The sequence below is a fragment of the Youngiibacter fragilis 232.1 genome, from assembly GCF_000495435.3.
GTDB lineage: Bacteria > Bacillota > Clostridia > Clostridiales > Clostridiaceae > Youngiibacter > Youngiibacter fragilis.
This window is the reverse complement of record NZ_AXUN02000029.1, coordinates 1-20,250: the sequence shown is the minus strand read 5'-3', so window position 1 is coordinate 20,250 and position 20,250 is coordinate 1. Positions and strand designations below refer to the sequence as shown.

Sequence of the window (20,250 nt, the reverse complement as noted above, 5' to 3'; positions counted from 1 at the left end):
ATCAAAATTCTTTAATTATACCCCTTTGATCTCTTCCATCGTTATAACACGATTAGTTGTGTGAATCCAACTAATATCAGGAACAATTACACTATCATCATCTTTGAAATTCACTTTAAACGTTTCAGCATTTTCCCCTTCCAATCGGAAGTTTAACTCATTTGCCAAAGTAGTCTCAAATTCTTCCGCCATTTTGCTGAAGCTATAAAGTTTACCTAATCTGGTTCGATTATCAACAAAATCTGCTATGTCTTTTAGTATCCCCAGATCAAGGCTAATATTTTTTTCGATATTTGGTCTTTGAACTTTTACAACTACATCTTTGCCAGACAACAGTTTGGCACGGTGAACTTGTCCAATCGATGCCGCAGCTATGGGTTCCGCTCTAAACTCTTTAAAAATGTTCTCAAGTTTGTCTCCCAACTCAAGTTCTATTACTTCCTGTACTTCATTCATTGGAAATGGTGCTACTGAATCTTGAAGTTTTTCCAATTCGTGAATTATATCATGAGGCAATAAATCTGGTCTTGTGCTCATGATTTGACCTAGTTTTATAAATGTCGGTCCCAACTCTTCGAAAGATAATCTCAGCCTCTCACCAATAGATAATCTTGAAGATTCGCCCTCTGATAATTCATTGGATTGCTTTTCTATTTTGAGATATTTTAAAATGCCTAACCGATCCATTAAAGTACCAAAGCCATGGCTAGCAAAAACCATGACAATTTCCCTGGATCTTTTAAATTTTCTGTGTCTATTAGCTGCCACTATTTATCACCACTCATTCTAATTTTCATTTTTATCTAAGAAAATAGCAGATATAGATTAAAGACACTTCGTCATCTATATCTGCTAAAGTCTTAATAGGCAAATATACCTTTTTGATTCTCAGTGGAAATAGACACATTAGCTATCTTTCTTTTCCAATAAAAACCACCAAAACCATACCTGGACCTGTATGGGTTCCTATAATTGGTCCTAAGTCATTTATAACAATATCTTTTGGAGCTGTCTCACTCAGAATTAAAGATTTTAGATACTCTGCGTCTTCTAGACAATCTCCATGATTAATGTAGATCATCTGTTCTTCCGGATTGATTACACGAGCTTTATACTCTTCATATAAAGTTTTGATAGATTTTTTTCTTCCTCTAATTTTTTTAACAATATTTAAGCTACCATCATTCTGCACATTCAAAACTGGTTTTACATCAAGCAAACCGCCAATAGTTGCGCTTGTAGCCGATATTCTTCCGCCTCTTTTTAAATGATCAAGGCTATCGATTGTAAACCAGTGATTAATTTTTAGTTTGTTATTTTCAATCCATTCTACAATTTCCTGTTTGGACTTTCCTTTTTTCAACATTTCACTAGCATAATACACCAATAACCCCTGTCCGATTGAAGCACTTTTTGAGTCAATAACTGTAATATTAGCTTCTGGCATATCTTCCAAAATTGAATTTTTTGCCATCACCGAACTATTAAACGATCCGCTCAAGGCTGATGAGAATCCTATATAAATAACAGATTCCCCTTTTGAACAGAATTTTTTAAACTCGTTCTCAAAAGTATATGCAGTAATCTGTGCAGTCGTTGGCATGCTTCCATTTCGAAGTGCGTCATAAAATTCTTTGTGGCCAAGGGATTTTCCAAAATCGTCTGTATAGTTGATTCCATCTAACTGATAGGTAAATGGGATAACATGGATGTTATTTTGGGATAGATACTCAACAGGCAAATCGCAATTTGAGTCGGTTATTAAAGTTGTTCTCATTCAAACACCTCCCATTAATAGAATGACCAGTTTGAGTAAGCAATGACATTTATTAACCTGTCATCATTCTGCCTATCAACTGGTCTTCTTTGTCAACTACTTTTTCAACTCACTTATATCTGTCTTCGTGGCTATTTCCTTTTCTTGCAAAATATCAATAAGCTCTTCTCTTATAATCTTTCTTAGATCTTCTTTATTAATTAGGTCTTCTTTACGAGCGATATCTTTATAATCTAAAGCTTCGAGAATTTCATCTCTGATCATTTTTTTAACATCATCTCTTTGTTCTTCTCCCTTTTTAACCAAATCATTTACCAGGTCTTTCGCATCTTTCCTGGCTACTTCGCCTCTGTTCACCAGATCATCAACAACCTCTTCAATTTTCTCTCTTGAGTATGAAAATACACCAAGTCCCATATTGATTGATTTTTCAATTAATCCTGCCATTTTGTTTCCTCACTTTCATAATATTATTCAAATAATACTTGCATAGCATTTAATGATTCAAGTAAGTCGTCATCATCATCCAGTAGTACCTGAATCCCCGTTCCAAACATCGCCCCCAAAATCAGGCGAGATAAAGATTTGGTGGAATACCCCTTTAATTCACTCATTTTCAGATTCTTCATGATATATTTTTCAATCATATCTGATAAGTCTTTAAATAGTTCACTTAGCAAGTCTCCAAAAACTGGAGACCAAAGAGCTAATCCTGTAAAATCATAAAGAAGTCTAAATAATTCCGGATTATACTTAAGCATTTTTCTGAAGTAATTTATTAGAGATTTTATTCTCTCCTTGGGGGATTCCTCTGCCACTAGAGATGATTCAATTTCTTGAAGATACTTCCCGATCATGATTCTTACTACTTCTTTAAATAACCCTTCTTTGTTCTTGAAATAATAATTCAATTGACTTAGCACAACACCTGCCTTATCAGCAATATCTCTCATTGAAACATTGGCATATCCCCTTGTTGATATGATTTCAAAAGCAGCTGTTATTATCCTTTCGGATTGACCCTGATCCTCTGTTCCAATAGGCACTTAATCACCTCTTTTCATTCGGTCGTTCGTCCGATTTAAGTATATGATAATATTTTTTTACTTCCTTGTCAAGACCCACTCATAGTGTGATATGATATTAGAATTTAACAAAGTACACTCATAAAACATAAGTATCCTAAAGCAAAGTTCGTATTCTATACCTCAATTTCAATGCCTGATTTGAAGCTTATCACAAAATGGTCTTCATACACAGTGACGTTTTGGATGAGCTTCCTTACAAGCGTGTCGTCATATAGTAGGGTGCGATATTTGTTCTTGCGGATAATTTCTATCAGTTCGTTGATCCGCTCATTCTCACCACTTAAGGATGCATCTTCCACAAGGAGGCTCTGTCGCTCTTCACGGAGCTTATCAATCTCATCGGCTAGGAATTCGTAATCCTTTCCTTTGTTGGCGAGGTTGATCACTTCTTTCTGTTTTTCTTCAAGCAAGGTGTTTATCTCTGAGATCTTGTACTCTGTGGTGTCACCAATTACTGCATGGATGTTTTCTTCCAAGGTTCTTATCATGTTGTCCCCACCGGCAAGGAGCTTGTTTATTGCCGTCATAACCGCATCATATAAATCACCTTCTTTTACCGTCCGGTTCTTACACGTTTCAGGGCCTTGCTCAATTCTTGTAACGCATCGCCAAACAAATTCTTTTCTACCGTGAACATTCCAATAGACCCGTCTGTAAATGTCCCCGCAATCTCCGCAGAAGGTTATGGTGCTCAAAGCGTATTTACTGCTATAGAGCCTTTTGTTTTTATCTGCTCCTGTGTAAATATTATTCCTGCGATGAAGTTCTTCCTGAGCCTGTAAAAATAGTTCCTTTGGTATGATCGCTTCATGGCTATTTTCAACATAATACTGTGGGACATGGCCTTCATTCTTAACCCTTTTCTTTGTAAGGAAATCCACCGTGAAGGTCTTCTGTAGAAGGGCATCCCCGATGTATTTTTCATTCATGAGAATCTTTTTGATGGTCTCCGGTCGCCATCTTGGTTTTCCTGCAGCTGTCAAAATACCGTCCTTCTCAAGATCCCTACCAATGCCTGCTAGGCTTTTACCCTCAAGGTACTCTCTGTAAATACGTTTAATGATCTCAGCCTCTTCAGGAACAATGATCAAGTTGCCTTCTTCATCTTTTGTGTACCCCATAAATCGATTGTGGTTGACCTGGACTTTCCCTTGTTGATATCGGTATTGAAGTCCGAGTTTAACGTTCTGAGAAAGGCTCTGACTTTCTTGCTGCGCGAGGGATGCCATAATGGTAAGTAGCACCTCCCCCTTGGCATCCATTGTATTGATGTTCTCTTTCTCGAAAAATACGGCTATGTTCTTATCCTTGAGTTGCCTAATATATTTTAGGCAATCCAGAGTGTTACGGGCAAATCGACTGATGGACTTTGTAATCACTAGATCGATGTTCCCCTCCATGCACTCATCAATCATGCGGTTGAACTCTTCTCGTTTTTTCGTGTTCGTGCCTGAAATGCCGTCATCTGCAAATATGCCTGCGAACTCCCATTCAGCATTTTTCTTTATAAACTCGGTGTAATGAGCAACCTGCACCTCATAGCTGGAGTTCTGCTCTTCAGTTTCTGTTGAAACTCGGCAATAAGCAGCAACACGCAGTTTCTTTACTTTTTCTTTTGCGGCTGTACTTCCGACCCTTTTTCGTGCTGGAATTACAGTTATGTTTTTCTCTGCCAATTTAAACCTCGCTTTCTATCAGACTATACAGGTACTCCGCTCGCGCTACTGGATCATCTGGAAGTTTACCTTCTGATTTTCTCATTTTAAATCTTTCTATAGGTGGGGGAGCACTGAAAGCTGCAAGCTCTGCAATCCTCCCTAGGTCCTTCGCACGTTTATTTCTAACTTCTTCGGCCTTATCGAACGTCTCTTTATCAATGATTGCGGGGTATACGTCATTTCCAAGATAGTTGATGTTTTTCAAAATAAGGCCCATTGATGAATGAGTCTTCTGAATACCAGCCTGCTCACCGGCCACAGCTAGAGAAAGTCCTGAAATGTACTTTTCAAAGAAATCCTTTACTTGACCTGCTGCCTTCTCATCGACAGTTATGACTCCGTCTTTAACTGTATATCCGTATGGTACATATGCCATTTATCTCACCACCTTTTCTATAAGGGAAAGTCCACATTTCATTTTAAAGGTTAGTTCATCCCTTGAATTCGCAATGATGTTTTCTACAAACTTTTCAAAAGCTTCATCTGTATAATTGCCATCAAACTTATCTGCTGACACATAATCAAGAAGTGCCTTTACCTCGTCTACCTGAGAAGAGCCACTTGTAAATGACATGACTAGGTTCGTCTTCTCAGCAGTAAGATTTTTTATTTCTTTATCCAGAACATTTCGTTCCTTGTTAAAAAGAGCTGGTTCAAGAAACCCTTTTGTCATAAGACCAATCAGTGTATTGCGTTCTTCGGTTAATTGCTCCATGCGTTTATCTATGGCATCAATTCTTGCAAGATCGCATTCTTCATCAATCTTGTTTATAGAATTATAAAGTGGCTTCAGTATTAGCTTTTTGCTAAATGCGAGCTTATTCATCATGGTTGAGAATGTTGCCTTTATCTCTCCATCCCGAATAAATAGCATGGAGCAGCTGTCCTTGTCTTCAATGTGTCCTTTGCAGCTCCAAGCAATATAACTTCTGCCAACAGAGTAGTTTGTTCTTCTCTTGAATTTACTGCCGCACTCTCCACATAGGATTCTGCCACTTAGCACATACCTGTTTTGATAAGCTTTTTTGTTAGCAGTTTTGCTCATAGATTTTGCTCTTTGAGTTATCAGCTTTTGAGCCTTGGAAAATACTTCTCTGTTGATGATCGGTTCATGATGATCCTTGCAGTAAAACTGATCTTTCTCTCCATTATTAATGTGTCGATTGAAGTTGCTATCCGTGTAAGTCTTTTGGAAAAGCACATCACCTTTGTATTTTTCGTTGCGGAGCATATCAATCACCGTACCCGAACTCCAATGATTGCCCCTTCTTGCAGGGATTTTGTCTCTATTTAGGCCTTTCGCGATAACACTTCCACCTTTCCCTGAAAGGCACTCTGCAAAAATACGTTTGATTATTTCAGCTTCTTCAGGAACAATAACCATCTCACCATTTATGTTTGCATAGCCATATGGCGGAGTGCCAATAATGTAACTGCCATTTTGAAACTTTTTACTGATTGACCATGTTGTGTTCTGTGAAATAGACGCGGACTCTTCAGCAGCAAAACCAGATAAAATAGAAAGCATTAATTCACTTTCCATATCACCTGTATTCAGATTTTCTTTCTCGAAATAAATATAAACACCGATATCCATTAGGTGCCTTACCAGTTCTAGGCAATCCGTGGTATTTCGTGCAAAACGACTGATGGATTTGGTGATAATAAAATCAATCCTATTACTTTCACAATCACGAATCATACGGAGAAGTTCAGGTCGTTTTTCCTTCTTGGTGCCTGATATGCCTTCGTCATAATAAAGTCCGGCAAACTCCCATTCCGGATTGGATTTAATATAGTTTTCATAGTGTTCCCGCTGAGCTTTAAGGCTTACCAGCTGGTCATCACTATCCGTTGAAACCCTTGCATAAGCGGCAACTCGAAGTTTGTTTTCTGATAACTGTGATTTGGGCAGTTCTTCTATTTTCGTTATCTTTTTCATCATCTCACCTCACTTTCTGCTATTACATATATCACTCTAAAAGGCAATAATAGCAAGTGTTTCAGGGCATTATCTCGGCTAACTTCGGAGAGAATTTCTGGCGGTTTAATGCTGATATTTTGTGTAGTTCATCTTGTGTAATCTTGCCCTCTTTATAGAGCATGCCAACAATGCTCTCAGCTATATAAAAGTCATATTCTTTCTGTAACTGTTCTTCTGACATCGGTTCTGTCTCACCCTTGATAGGAGAACCATCTTTCACTTCAATAATGTTCATAAAAAAACACCTCCTACCTGGTAGCCACGGCGGGAGGTGAAATCTGATGTTTTCTTTAATCTTTCTTATAAAAATCGCATTCATAGCCATCTGCATCAAGGAGCAGTCCCTTTGCCCAGGGAGGTACTCTGCCCATCTGCTTGCATACCATATCAAGTGACAGGCTTTGATCAGCCTCAATAATTACTTCATCGTGTACATGAGCCACAATGCTACAAGTGCTAAGTGTCTTCATGGCATGCATCAAAATATCACGGGAGATTGCTTGAACAATGTTTTCTACAAACTTGGGTCCATAACTTTCAAGCCGCTCCCATTTTTTTGTAGCACCAACTCCCTCATAAGTAACTGATTCACCACCGAAGATATTTTCACCCATCTGTGGCTTAACATAGGCAAGCTGCCTGCCAGAAGGAAGAACAATAAAGAGCATTCCACTCATGTAATGAAACTTTATATTTTGAACTTCTTGAGACTTTTTTCCCTTAATGCACTTCTTAGCTGCTCTATCCACATCCCACCAGAATTTTACGATGTATGGATTGGCCTGTCTCCAGGCATTAACAAGGGGTTTTAGTTCTTCTTCTAAAATTCCCATCTCTAGGGCTCCCATAGCCTTTAAAGCACCCACTGATCCACCATAACCAAGTGCCAATTCTGCAATTTTACCTTTCTGCCTTAAATGAGCATTTACACCATGCTTTTCAACAGGGACTCTAAACATCTGTGATGCCGAGGCACAATATATATCACCGCCATTTGCGAATACTTCATTTCGCCACTGTTCACCCGCAACCCAAGACAGCACACGAGCTTCAATAGCAGAAAAGTCAGCAACTATAAACTTATTTCCTTCTTTTGGTACAAAGGCTGTGCGGATAAGTTGCGAGAGCGTGTCAGGTATATCTTCGTAGAGCATTTCAAGGGTTTCATGATCACCACTCTTTACTATGCCTCGTGCCTCTTTTAAATCCGGCATATGGTTCTGAGGTAGATTTTGTAACTGCACTATTTTTGAGCTGAAACGACCTGTTCGATTGGCCCCCAGAAAAGTAAACATGCCACGAATCCTGCCATCACTGCAGACTGCATTTTCCATTGCAGAATATTTCTTAACAGAGGACTTTGCCAGTTGCTGACGGAGTTTAAGCACCTCAGCTAGATGCTCCGGCGCTTCCTTCAATAGTTCTGCCACAGCCTTTTTACCGAGGGTATCTGTTTCCACGCCGTTTTCAGAGAGCCAGCCTTTCATCTGTTGCACTGAGTTTGGATTATCAAGTTCTGTTACTTTCTGCATCTGATCCATCAGCTTGGTGCGTGACATCTCATCCATAGTAATGGCCTGTTTTACAAAGTCCATATCTACCTTTATGCCTCGATCATTGATTCTCTCACTTAAATGATATTCATCCCATACGAAATCTGGCACAGGAAATTTAATCAATTTCTGCTCAATCTCAATCTCAGCTTCGACATCACGAATGTTATAGGCTTTGAATCGCTCCCATTTATCTAGGTCATCAGAGGGTAAATTTCTTGTGCGGTTTCCATTTGCCTTAGTTGGGCTACAAGGAGAACAAAAGAAACGAATCAGATCTTTACCTTCCATCATTTTTTGCTTCCCAAGGCCAAGAACCGCACCCACACCTACTAATGATAACGGCAGCCCCATATATGCTGCCCATGTCATTGTGCACCTCCATGATTCAGGAGGAATATACTTACCCACTGGGTATCCCAGAAAGCGTGAGAAGCATATCCGCTCAAAGGAAGCATTATGAGCATATTTTATAACATTATCATCTTCTATTGCAGAAAGTATTACTGGTGGTATCTTTTCACCGCGGGCTAGATCGATTATTTTAACCTCACTTCCGTCTGTGGAATAGGCAAACAACAAAATTTCAAAATCATCTGCCTGAACATAACGATACACACCACACTTTGCTAAATTGACGCTACTATAAGTTTCAATATCACAATGTAATGTTTTTATTTCAGCCATGCATATCTATCTCCATTCTTTATTTTGCTTATAGCCTGATGCCCCACACCATACATCTCTCCAAGCCGAGTGCAAGTAAATCCACAGAATAATCCAAATCGTATTCCTTCAACATCATCCGTGGTAAGTTTCTTCCATGCCTTGCCTTGGCGATAAACATCATAAACATTTTCAGTCTGCGTATCATATCGAAGGTTCATTAGGCGATTATCTTTTGGATCCCCGTTTGCATGAAGCACATACATACCATCTCTTTCACCTACAAAAGCAGCCATAACCAAATGATGAACTGCAAAGCTTTGTCTTGGATCATTTAGGACAACCATTTGATAATTACCTCGATTTCCGGGTCGAAGTATTCTTTCCTTTAATAAATAATCAAACTCGCCATTCTGATTGCTACTATGAATTACACGTTCAAGACTCTTAATTCTGCCCTCACTGCTTGCCTGGTACTTCCCCTCATATCCGGGTATGTCTTTCCATATTTCATCCATTTAATATACCTCCGTTCCTAAAAAAGCAGGTGGCAGAGGAAATCCCCCCACCACCGTAAATTGGCCTTTTCTATTAGGCAAGGAAGTCATCTTCTGCAAGAGTTGTAAAATCATCTGCTGCAGAACTCTTTCCACCAAGAGGCTCGCCATCTTTAATCTTTTGAATGTTGCCAAGCCCACAAGCCACACCTTTATTTCCATTGGAATTGAATGCGAAAAAATTCAGAGAAACTCTAGCAAAGCATCCACTGTACACCTCACCACGATCCATGATTGGCTTTACGCTCTTGTCCACAATCTGTGGTGGGGTTTTACTGTTAGCATTGATAAAATAATGCCCTTTATATGCTTCATCATCGCGCTCCACATCCCCATCACGCAGAGGAATTTTTATAGCAGCCTTGTTGGGCTTCTTTCCACCAAACTTAGCGATGCCTTCTTCAATAGCAGCATCAATAGCAGCATTTACTGCGTTAATGGTTTCTGTATCGTCCTTTGGAATGAGTACGGATACGCTGTATTTTTCAGCACCACCGTTAACGGAAACCGGCTCCCAGCCGTGGAAGTAAGAAAGTCTTGTGTTCACACCTGTAATAACCTTAGTTCTATTCGTATTGTTTTTCATAATGATCAATCCTCCATAATTTCGTTAAATTCGTTTTTTGCATTCGTTACGTTCATAGCGACTCTTTTATCTGTTTTAGGAACAAGCGTTGGCTTGCCTGGTGGTTTTACTATGAGGCTTCCTAAGATTTCCTCAAATTTGGTTTTGCCCATCAGTTTTTGCATCTCGGTCAAAGGAATAAGGCTCTTACGGTAAATATCTTTATATCCACTCTCTACAGCTTTTTGTGCTACAGTATCTTCATCTTTGTACTTACGAACTGAGCGACCTTCCACAACTTTAAAACCACTCCACTCTTTCCCATGGTTAACTGCTGCATCTGTGGCATAAGCAGTTATTTCATTGGCCCACTTCGTGAGATCAGGAATAATGTTTAGAATTTCTTCAATCTCACTATCTGTAAGCAGTGGTGGCATCTTAAACTCCTTCTGGGCCAGTTTTAGCTTTTCATCAGCTCTTGCACGGCATCTTATGGATGCTCTGCAGAAAGTACACCACGGGCCAGGGATATATTCTCCTTCACCTTCATAGGCTTTTGCCGCCTTAGGTTTTAGTTCTTCTTCTGCCCAAGCTTTAAGTTCTTCTACCGGAACAGTCCAGGTGCTGACGTTTTCTCTTCGTGGCTGAAATATAGTCATTGATACTTCTTTGATGTCGTAGAGACTGTCATAGATTTCAAGAGCCCCTAATGCATAGAGTTTCATCTGCGGATTGTTTTCTGCGTCCACAAGGACTCCAATTCCGTATTTGAAATCCACTATGTGAAGCCTGTCATCTGAAATGATTACACAATCTCCCGTACCAAATCCATCTGGCACATAACAGGAGAAGTCAAGACGTTGTTCAATAAGAACGATAGGGTCAGTACAGGACTTTCTTGCAAGTTCTACCTGCTCCATGATGAAGGCAACATAGTCATCTGTGCATTCTTCCATTTCATCTGAATCATACTCTGACACGGGCCTCTTACTTCTGATGTGGAGAGCCTTTTTCAGTTTGTGTTCTGAGAGTTCATGTGCTGCAGTACCTGCTTTTGCTGCCTCTCCACTTGTGTTTTCAAACTCAAGTTCAAGCCTTGCAGATGGCAAGCAGTGAAGCCATCTGTGTGAAGAAGATGCAGATAGTATTGCGTGATTACCCATTGCCAAGAACCTCCGCATCTTTCAAGATGTCAGCATAGTATGCCTTGTCAACAGCACTAAGCTTATCAGCACCATACTTCCCGATAATAGCTCTGACTTCCGCAGTAAAACCAAGCTGGCTTTTTTCAGCAAGGACCATACGCACTTTTTCAAGTGGGATATCCGGCTCTTTTGCTTTGTCTGACTTTGTGGCGGGCACTTCTTCAGGCGCAGCATCGCTTTCGGTCATTGCATTGCAAACCACTTCTATGCTGTCTGCAAGGCTTCGCATGTCACTTACCACATCAAGCAGTAACTTTACTTTGCTCAAGTTCATTTCCTCCTTTCCTAGTCTCACAGATAGCAAGTTCCTGGACGCTATCTCCTGGAATCAGAATTGTTACACGCTGTTTATCTCCAAGGAGGAAACGTAGAATGCGCTCCCTTACGGTGACATTACGGCAAGTAACGATTCCGCCTGTCTGTGGCATTTTTGAAACACTGATCTTCAGGTTGTGTTTCATATCCATCACCTCTTTCTGAAGGGTCATTATTTGTTCCCCTCTATCTGGTAGCCATGGGAAGAATGGAAATCTGACGGTTTTGTAAAATTGCAAAAAAATAATGCCCTCAGAAGTTTTAAACCTCCAAGGGCATGATGCTTACTTATTCAATTTTGATAAAGGCATCAGCAAAGCCTGCAGCTTTTACTCTGGACAGCATAGCATCAGCATTGGACTTAACGCTGTATGCCCCGACCTGGACCCTGTAAAGCTTCTGAGGCGGTGTAGTGGAAGGAGTAGGGGCTGTCAGTAGCTTTTTAACGTCGGCCCTGAAAGTATCCATACTCTTACCATGCCTGGAAAACCAGTGACGAGGATCTCCATGATTACTGGCGATTTTCTTTTGATAGCCTTCGTAGTGGCCAAGGATGTCTTTCTCAGTCAGGCCATAGACTTTGCAAAGGTTTGCGCAAAGCTCTGTGGCTTCCTTATAAACTGCATTGAAATAAGAGGCATCGGTTAGGTTGTCTTCACAGATTTCAAACCCGATGTGACTGTTGTTGGCGTCACCACCTGCATGCCAGCCTCTATGGTCCCAGGGTAGTGTCTGATAAGTTGCGATGGTGCCATTCTTCAGCTTTCCAATAAATGCATGGACACAGACTTGTCTCCCGCTGGGTCTATGCTGATTCCAGTGATTGTTGTATTGGTTCTCTCCCAAAATGCCATCATCTGGACCAACGTATCTACGAAGATAGGGGTTATTAGCCCCCGTGCTGTGGACCATGATGCCTTTGGGCTTGATTTTCCTACCTGCTTTATAGCATTCATTTTCTGTAAAGATTAGTTTTTTAAGGTTCATAGATATTCCCTCCTACGATTTGTTGCAATCTATAGATAAATAAAAACGCCACAGGCTTAGCCTATGACGCTTCTACTAGAATAGGTATTCTTGATCAGTTATGTCGTCTTCATTTAAATCTCTCGTCTCATTTTCTTGCCCGCAAACCGGGCATATTCCATAATAATCTCTAAATGTTAAGCTTCCTTCCAAGTGCATTAAATACTTCACTAAGATTAACGTCGCACCACAAAGGCATTTAATTTTGGTCACTTTCATCCCCTCCAAAAACATTATGCGAAGGGGATGACATTTTATACAGCTAATCCAATATTCCTTCATCAAAAATCTGATCGCTAATTTCATGCCAGAAGAAGTCTAGAGTTTTTTGGCAGCATGGACATTCCTCTTGATAATTCCTGATCACCATTTTGTCACTGAGTAGTAAGTTGTAATTGATGACACATAATGGTTCTTCGCAATAGCTATAATGAATAAATACCATTTGAACACCTCCATAACTTACATATGCAAAGAATGCTCAAATGGCAAAATCATTTATTACTTTGTTCCGTCTTTATCTCCACCGTCTTTGAGTTGTTCCAAAACATCCCGGAGCTTTTCTGGAATTGGCAGTCCAAGCCTTGTGGCATTCTCAATGATGCTGATTCCTTCATTGGACAGATAAAAGAAAATCACTGCAGTTCTAATAGCGCTGCCATCCCCGATGATGTTCTGATCAATGATGTGAGCTACGCCCACCAAAGAGAAGATTACCACTTTTTTAAAGATGCCCCGAGTACCCACGTCACTGGACAAATGCTTCTCGATTAGTGCGCACATGACACCAAGCAGATAGTCAATGACGACAAAGGCGATCAGGGCATACAAAAATCCATCGTAACCTCCAAGAAACCAGCCAAGCCAACCACCAAGGCCAGCAAATACATATTGAATCACATTCCAAATGTCTTTCATAATTATCCTCACTTTCCTGAAATCAAAAAGCACATCCAGAAATTTCTAACCTGGGTGTGCCTATGATATTCAAATTCTAAATATGGAAACGGAAGAATCCATCCCCGCCAAAGCTTCTGTAACAGTGCCATTCCAATAAAAAGCAATCTCATCACCGGCAGTGAACGATTCAATAACTGAAACGGTATGATTCACTCTGACTCCATTAACCGATGCTGCTCTTTTAAGTCCCGAGCCGTTTTTCCTGATCAACAGACTGGCTTCACCGGAAACAGATGCAACCTGGCTGGCTCTAATGCAATACTTACCTGATTCACCAATAATGAGTGATCGGGTATTCGGATCAAAAGTTATGCCATTTCCTACAAATGTTATATCATCGATCTCAGCTTTAAAATTGCTCCCAGTTATAGCTTTCAGCTCAGATTGAAAAAACACTTCAGGCTTTTCTCTCGCATCAAGAATCAGCTGATTACCCTCTTCATTCACGATGACAATCTTTCCTGGTTCTAAATTCTCGGGTGTATCAACAAGCTCTGTAAAATGATGCTGATGAATGGTACTGGCCTTATTAGCAAGGAGAGCATTGATTTCATTTGGGGAATATCCACTACTACTGGATGGAGCTACCGATAAGACGTCACTTCCTCCACTATACTGAGAGATCCTCTCCACCTTTTGTGTCAGTTTGATTTCATGCTCCAGCATGGCATTATGGAGATCCAGTGTGTATTTCAGATTTCCTGTATCATTGTCCTCGCTTACTGTTACACCCTTTACTCGTAGTATCCCTTCAAAGCCAATTTCGTCAGATCCTTCTGGCGGGATATGCCATCCAATCCAGTCTCCGATCAGGTAGGACTCAAAGGGTTTGATCTTTCTACCTTCTGTGTCCGTAAAGGTAGTCACCGTTCCCTGAATGCCCCAGGTAGGGAAAGCTGCTCGGCTGAGATATGCCTGTCCATACTCAGAGAGACCTCCAAGGAGATTGCTGGCTGAGAGATATCCTTCTCTACGGCCATAGTTTGCCTGACTCAAACTATGAGATGCAACGGCTATGGATTTCTCGCTTCCTTCGACGAGCACTTCATTGACGAGATTTGTTCCGTCGCTCTGGTTCTGATGACTAAGGATCGCCTGTCCTGGTCGGTAGATGATCTCTTCATGAAGATCTTCTCCTTTATTCTTGTAGATTTTCAGTCTCAAATCTGGAGTCATTTCGATATCAAAATAACCCAGGCCATCAGTAAACTTTGTAACAACTTCCGTCAGAGGAGTCCCGACCCTGAATGAAAGATTGATGCGCTCCGTGAATGTATTCCCTAAACTGTCCTTATCATCCTCCCATCCAATGGATACTCCATTTAGTCCGTCTCTTGCCTGTGCTTCCTGTATCAGTTTTCTCAGAACGGTACTCGCAGTTCCTGTGAATTTCCGATCCAGAACCGGTTCTGCGAGATTTTCCGGATAAACGACTGCCCAGCCCAGCATCGATAAAATGCCTCGTCCATTCACTTCAATAATCTGATGCTCTGAAGGGTCAACATAATTCGGCTTCTTTGCTTCAATGATCCATTTAAAGATAGGATTCCCATCCAGTTTTACCAGAACGAAATTCTGATCTCTGATATATTCGTTGTTTCCGCCAAACCTGTCATACCTGCTTATGGAAAAGCTGCCTGATCCGGCATTGTTCTGAACCATTTGAAAGGCTTTATTGAAGGCCCCGTCCAGCTGGCAGAGCACCGTATTCGGATTTTCTCTCGCACAGATGAACAGCTCAATGCCGATATCGTCAGTTGGAACTCCGGCATACACTTCAAATCCCTTCACATTGCTCTCTCTGACTGTCGGCTGTGACAATACGACTTTTATGGGACCGCTTTCCGCTTCAGCTGGAAGCTGCATTACGATCCCATTCCAGGACCAGGAAAGGATGCTGCACATGAGATCATTGATGTATACAGAACCATCATAGCTTCTCAGGAACCGATCGGGATTTGAGACATCCGATTCAAATGAATATCCAAACCCGTTACCATAAAGTGTAAGAACGGATCCGGAAGGCCCACGAGTTGATGAAATTCTTGAAATGTATGGAAATGGTGGATCATCAGTGATGTTTTCATATTGATAGTAGCTTCTCTGGTTACTCCAAAGGGGTCCAAACTTTGCAATATTCTCATACTGAGATAAGGTTCTCTTATCAGTCCAATCAATAGGCGATTTGCCGATGTTTTCATATTGGTATAAGGTTCTTTTATTGGACCAGGGCATTGCCGCCTTGCCTACATTTTCATACTGGTAGAGTGCTCTTTTCACGGTCTTCGAAACAGTAAGAGTCCTGACTTCTGAAACGGACAATCCGGAACTGTTCTCAGCGGTTACTCTCCAATACCACAAACCAGGTTCCAGAATTACTGAATATCTTACTGTAGAATCACTTGCGACATCGACATATTCAATACTCTTACGATCCAAGCCATCAAAAGATGCAACTTTATCCGCTTCTAACAGAACACGATCTGCAGCAAATGTATCGATTGGGTCGCTGTAGTTTATGTCAAAAAACAGCATCCGATCAATAAAGTTCAACCCATCTTCTGGACTAACAATCGTCAGTATTGGCATTCCCATCCCGCTTCACCTCCTATGTCCAGCTTCCGACGGTGATGATGCATCTTCCCGCCTTAGGTCCCAATATTAGTGGAGGTGCACCTAAAAGATTTCTGATGTAGATTCTGGCGCTCAAGTTATCTGGAGCGATGGATGTAATATCAAGCGTTGCTGTCCAAGGACCGTCTTCAGAAAAAGAAAGCCCAAAGTCACCATGATTAAGCTGGATGTTTACACCTGAAGCGATTCTGTTTGAACTGGCATTTTTCAGTTTGAAAGACTTAATCATTGTAGTGCCTTCAGGTCTGTCTCCCCAATCCAACAGTGCTGTTTTCTCATTGCCGTCCGCATTACAGATGAGAATGTCATCAGGGGTTTGTCCATACGCTTTTCTTCCATAGAAATGAGCTTTTCTAAAATAGGAGTCCCCATCGTAGGAGGAATACAGTTCAAATTTGATGCGTATGGTTTTATAGGTGGTTGAAAAGGAAACAGGTTTGACATAGATCCTCCACCATGATGGCACCGTGTGAGAACCCATAGGTGTTCCAGAAGGAAATACTGCAGTTTCCCATGTTCCGTCCATACCATTGGTTGTATCATTGCTACCTTGCATTTCAAATCTTAAGAGACTTCTAACCCATGATCCAAGCCAGTTGCTCGCTTCAATTTCTCTCGCTTCAGGAAAGAAAAACCACATGCATCTTTGTACAGAACCACCATATGAACCTTCATTGGACTTCCATAGCGTACTGGTTCCTTCATCGTTTATCGCTGAAAGCTGACTTTCTGAAAGCCAATCCGTTATGCCTTTGGCATAATCTTGACCGATGTTGTAGCCCACAACTGTTCCGTCAATATCATAAGGAATTCTTCTATGATTCAGTTCCTGGTAGGGCATTCTTGTTCACCTCACTTTCAAACTCATCCTGATATTTATGCTCCATTACAATATTCCGGATGAGATGCTCATCTGCTTCCTTCGGAACCCAAAGAGTAATTTCATGCCCACTTGTGAAAAGACGTAGATTAACCTTGAGTTCACCTTCTTCTACAACTGGTTCTAGTTCTGGAATGGCATCATACAGTTCCTGCATAAGTTTTACACCATCAACTACCTTGATAAATTTCAGCTCTATTCTGTCTTTGCGATCCTCAATATTCATACAGTCCTCCTTAAAAATAGCTTGGATGATACCTAAACTCCACGGTACCACCGGTTGTTTCTGTAGTGAGCTTCAGGTTATTCGTTCCGCTTTCAAATACCATCCAGTATGCGTCTCCGCCATGCTTCACAGTGGTGATAACATTTTCTCCTTCTTTAATGCAGGAGAAATCTCTGGTGTTTAGTACAACGCTCTCCCCGGTATTTATGACGCCTAAATACTGCACCCATATCCCGTTATTGGTATTTTGAAGCATTGGATTAGTCATCGGACCGACAAGTTTGATTTCCATAGATATAAGTGGAGCCGTACCCATATATTCATGGATCCAGTTATGGGTTCTAGCACCGATAGTTTCATTAATGATAACTTCATCAGCGCCGTAGAAAAAGGGATCCGGCAGCTCAATTTCCAGAGCAAACTTGGCATATCCCGGAGCCTTTCGGACAAAGTTGATATCTGAACTTAGTTCACCTTGTGCTTCTCTGACTTCTCCATTTTTACCAATCCTTCTTAACGTATGGATTCCTGGCTTTGCAACTCCTCGAATAAACGTATCAATATTCTGATCTAACTCTGACCTGTCTTTTCCTTTGATCCACATGGAAAAGACCATCTTGCGTCGATCGTATCTTTTCTTGACCCACCTGGTTCCATGCTGAAATGGGACCTGGAGATTACTTCCTCGAACTTTTGGGATCCCTATTCCTTCGATGACTTCTTCAACATCCCATTTACTATGATTCGATAGAGTCATTCCGTTAAATAGCCATAATTCTCTGTCCAAAGGTTCACCTCCTATACCAGTCCATATGAATGTTTCAGTAGTGTTGATCGAATACTATCAGAGGAAGGTTCAGAGCTCGGATTATTGATCGTGATAGTATAATGATTTGTCACACCACCAAGAACTTCGCTTTCACCTTCTCTACCAGGCATCACACCGAATCCCATCTTCTCAAGCATGCCTTTAAACAGAGCTTCCAAGCCTTCATAGGGCATTGTTCCTGCTACGGCAAGGGAAGAGGTATCCGGGATAATATTCCCCACAGCACTGACATCAACCTGGAGTCCATCAAAATCCGTCGGGATAGAATTTTTCATTTCAGCTGCAACGTTTTTCATGACATTACTGAACCCAACTCCGATTCCCTGACCCATGTTCGATCCGATTCCGGCAAAGACTGTCGAAGGCGAATGGATTCCAAGCAGATTCTTCACGCCTCCGACAATTCCACTCATAGCGCCACCAACTTTTTCTCTTATCCAGCCCACCATGGAAGAAATTCCAGACCAAAGACCCTTGATGATATCTTTTCCTATATCTGTTATGGAGGGTATACCCTCTCCAAACCCTCCAACGATTGCCGAGATGATGGCAGGTATTTTGCTTATGAGTATAGGTATGGCCTGAATTAATCCAGCTCCCAGTTGCACGATCAGGTTGATGCCCATCTCAATTAGTTTCGGATAGTTTTCAATGAGAAAAGTCACAATGCTAGCTATTATCTGTGGTAGTGCTTCAATTAAAGCTGGTAATGCATTCAGTAGTCCTTGTGCCAGTCCGGTAATTAATGTAAATGCGGCATCTAAGATCAGATCTATATTTTCAATCAAAGTTGTTGCTATGAGAATTACAGCTTCCACCATTGAAGGAATCAGTTCAGGAAGTGCCAGTCCTAATCCTTCTACCAGGGCGGTTATAAGAAGCAGTGCTGCATCAATAAGTAGTGGAAGACTGTCTACTAAAGCTCCGATTATCGTCATGACCGCATCTACCGCCGCTGGAATCAGCTCTGGAAGAAGATTCAATAAGGTCTCAAGAATCTGAGTGAATAAGTCTGTAACCGTACTTAATAGTAGGGGTAATAAATCACCGACAGCTAGTAAAATACCATCCATGGCTGTCGGCAGTGCAGCAACCACATTCTCTAAAATCGGTACGATATTCTCTACAACAGACTGGAATGCATCTACCAGATTCTGTGTGAGATTCTTCATATCCGCATCTGCATTTCCAAGGCCAGCTGTGAAAGATCCCATTGCTGCTTGAAGCAGGCCTAGTGACCCGGTCACCGTTTGAGTGGATTCTCTTGCGAAGTTACCGGCATACTGTTCTGTATTTTCAAAGAACATCTGCATGGCGACTTCAGCTTTCTCTGCTTGTGTAGCACTGTCCCAAGTGAAATCAAGCCCCTTTGCAAGGGCATAGGCTTCCACATTGGTGGCATTCATCGCAACGCCCAAGTTGTCCATCATGGTAAAATTACCTTTGGCAGCTCCTGCGACGGAGTCTAGTGCCATCTGCATGTCGATTCCCATAACGGATGCCATATCAGCAGCTCGCTGCATAGCCTTCTCAGTCAGTTCCAGACTTTTCTGCTGTTCAAGTCCGGATCCCTGAAATAGAGCACCCATCTTATTGGCTGTGGCCAGATAATCACTCTGGGATACGCCGAGATTCTTGTAAGCTTCTTCTCCTGTTTTCTGAATGGAAGCTGCATATTCTCCAAAAACTGCCTCTGATCCACCCAGGTTCTGTTCCAGTTCTCCAAACTGCTGAACAACTTCTTTTCCGATCTTGATCGCTGCAGCTCCAGCCGCTACAGCTACTGACCCCATTGCTACACCAATACCTTTAAGGATACCTCCAAACTTATCGAATCTACCTCCTGCATCATCTGCTGACTTACCCGATTCATCCAGAGAATCAGCTAGCTCTTTAGCTTCAACCGATGAGTCTTCCAGTTCCTTTTCCATCTTCATGAGATCCGCATTGGCGTTGTTGAGCTGTATCTGCCACGCTTTCGTTCTTTTATCATTCTCTCCGAAGGATTCAGAAGCGTTATTCAGTGCAGATTCCAGCGTCTTTATCTTATCTTTCTGAGTATCAATTTCCCTATTCAGCACTTCGTTTCTTGCAGTGATAGCTTTAATTGATTTATCCTGTTTATCAAATTGGGAGGTAACCAGATTCATTTCAGAACCAAGCACCTTAAAATTTTGATTGATGTCACGAAGAGCGCTCTTGAACTCCTTTTCGCCCTCAACACCGATTTTTAGGCCGAAATCCGAATATCCCATATGTGTAGTTAT

General features: G+C 41.3%; 21 protein-coding genes. All 21 read right to left on the bottom strand.

Annotation, left to right across the window (positions count from 1 at the left end; all coding sequences use genetic code 11):
• Positions 1 to 15: 15 nt before the first annotated feature.
• The 21 genes from T472_RS01835 to T472_RS01730 all read right to left on the bottom strand — a co-directional run bounded on the left by T472_RS01835 (position 16) and on the right by T472_RS01730 (position 20,238).
• Positions 16 to 768, bottom strand: coding sequence for an ABC1 kinase family protein (locus T472_RS01835; RefSeq protein ID WP_040906343.1), 753 nt, complete (start codon positions 766 to 768; stop codon positions 16 to 18).
• Between the two features lie 142 nt (positions 769 to 910).
• Positions 911 to 1,777: a DegV family protein gene (locus T472_RS01830; RefSeq protein ID WP_023389003.1), complete on the bottom strand. Its 867-nt coding sequence runs from the start codon at positions 1,775 to 1,777 to the stop codon at positions 911 to 913.
• A 96-nt stretch (positions 1,778 to 1,873) separates the two neighbouring features.
• Positions 1,874 to 2,224: a phasin family protein gene (locus T472_RS01825; protein ID WP_023389002.1), complete on the bottom strand. Its 351-nt coding sequence runs from the start codon at positions 2,222 to 2,224 to the stop codon at positions 1,874 to 1,876.
• Positions 2,225 to 2,247: 23 nt separating this feature from the next.
• Entirely contained in the window at positions 2,248 to 2,823 is a 576-nt protein-coding gene (locus tag T472_RS01820; RefSeq protein WP_023389001.1) for a TetR/AcrR family transcriptional regulator, read from the bottom strand.
• Positions 2,824 to 2,978: 155 nt separating this feature from the next.
• Positions 2,979 to 4,541 (bottom strand): recombinase family protein, encoded by a 1,563-nt coding sequence (locus T472_RS01815; RefSeq protein ID WP_023389000.1) that lies wholly within the window; start codon positions 4,539 to 4,541, stop codon positions 2,979 to 2,981.
• A 1-nt stretch (position 4,542) separates the two neighbouring features.
• A complete protein-coding gene (locus T472_RS01810; RefSeq protein ID WP_023388999.1) occupies positions 4,543 to 4,959 on the bottom strand; it encodes a recombinase in 417 nt (138 codons plus the stop codon).
• Complete coding sequence (locus tag T472_RS01805; RefSeq protein ID WP_023388998.1) at positions 4,960 to 6,525, bottom strand: recombinase family protein; 1,566 nt, start codon at positions 6,523 to 6,525, stop codon at positions 4,960 to 4,962. It abuts the gene before it with no gap.
• 61 nt (positions 6,526 to 6,586) lie between these two features.
• Positions 6,587 to 6,802 carry an SHOCT domain-containing protein gene (locus T472_RS01800; protein WP_026478190.1) on the bottom strand — a complete coding sequence of 72 codons (216 nt, stop codon included), beginning with the start codon at positions 6,800 to 6,802 and terminating at the stop codon, positions 6,587 to 6,589.
• 55 nt (positions 6,803 to 6,857) lie between these two features.
• Positions 6,858 to 8,807 (bottom strand): DNA polymerase, encoded by a 1,950-nt coding sequence (locus T472_RS01795; protein ID WP_023386503.1) that lies wholly within the window; start codon positions 8,805 to 8,807, stop codon positions 6,858 to 6,860.
• Positions 8,795 to 9,304, bottom strand: a complete 510-nt coding sequence (locus T472_RS01790; protein WP_023386501.1) for an NUMOD4 domain-containing protein — start codon at positions 9,302 to 9,304, stop codon at positions 8,795 to 8,797. The genes T472_RS01795 and T472_RS01790 overlap by 13 nt, the downstream gene beginning before the upstream one ends.
• A 73-nt stretch (positions 9,305 to 9,377) precedes the next feature.
• The gene (locus tag T472_RS01785; RefSeq protein WP_023386499.1) at positions 9,378 to 9,929 is read right to left on the bottom strand and encodes a DUF2815 family protein; all 552 of its coding nucleotides are present in this window, start codon (positions 9,927 to 9,929) and stop codon (positions 9,378 to 9,380) included.
• Positions 9,930 to 9,934: 5 nt separating this feature from the next.
• Positions 9,935 to 11,071 carry a DUF2800 domain-containing protein gene (locus tag T472_RS01780; protein ID WP_023386497.1) on the bottom strand — a complete coding sequence of 379 codons (1,137 nt, stop codon included), beginning with the start codon at positions 11,069 to 11,071 and terminating at the stop codon, positions 9,935 to 9,937.
• Complete coding sequence (locus T472_RS01775) at positions 11,064 to 11,381, bottom strand: hypothetical protein (RefSeq protein ID WP_040906334.1); 318 nt, start codon at positions 11,379 to 11,381, stop codon at positions 11,064 to 11,066. The genes T472_RS01780 and T472_RS01775 overlap by 8 nt, the downstream gene beginning before the upstream one ends.
• A complete protein-coding gene (locus tag T472_RS01770) occupies positions 11,356 to 11,601 on the bottom strand; it encodes a hypothetical protein (RefSeq protein ID WP_023386495.1) in 246 nt (81 codons plus the stop codon). Before T472_RS01770 ends, T472_RS01775 begins: the two co-directional genes overlap by 26 nt.
• Positions 11,602 to 11,716: 115 nt before the next feature.
• Entirely contained in the window at positions 11,717 to 12,415 is a 699-nt protein-coding gene (locus tag T472_RS01765) for an N-acetylmuramoyl-L-alanine amidase (RefSeq protein ID WP_023386494.1), read from the bottom strand.
• Between the two features lie 540 nt (positions 12,416 to 12,955).
• Positions 12,956 to 13,372 (bottom strand): phage holin family protein, encoded by a 417-nt coding sequence (locus tag T472_RS01755; RefSeq protein WP_023863258.1) that lies wholly within the window; start codon positions 13,370 to 13,372, stop codon positions 12,956 to 12,958.
• A gap of 69 nt (positions 13,373 to 13,441) precedes the next feature.
• Entirely contained in the window at positions 13,442 to 16,009 is a 2,568-nt protein-coding gene (locus tag T472_RS01750) for an IPT/TIG domain-containing protein (RefSeq protein ID WP_023386475.1), read from the bottom strand.
• Between the two features lie 13 nt (positions 16,010 to 16,022).
• Positions 16,023 to 16,889, bottom strand: a complete 867-nt coding sequence (locus T472_RS01745; protein ID WP_023386474.1) for a hypothetical protein — start codon at positions 16,887 to 16,889, stop codon at positions 16,023 to 16,025.
• A complete protein-coding gene (locus T472_RS01740) occupies positions 16,864 to 17,154 on the bottom strand; it encodes a hypothetical protein (RefSeq protein ID WP_023386473.1) in 291 nt (96 codons plus the stop codon). Before T472_RS01740 ends, T472_RS01745 begins: the two co-directional genes overlap by 26 nt.
• A 10-nt stretch (positions 17,155 to 17,164) precedes the next feature.
• Entirely contained in the window at positions 17,165 to 17,941 is a 777-nt protein-coding gene (locus T472_RS01735; RefSeq protein WP_023386472.1) for a phage tail family protein, read from the bottom strand.
• Positions 17,942 to 17,952: 11 nt separating this feature from the next.
• Entirely contained in the window at positions 17,953 to 20,238 is a 2,286-nt protein-coding gene (locus tag T472_RS01730; RefSeq protein WP_242864751.1) for a phage tail protein, read from the bottom strand.
• Positions 20,239 to 20,250: the final 12 nt, after the last annotated feature.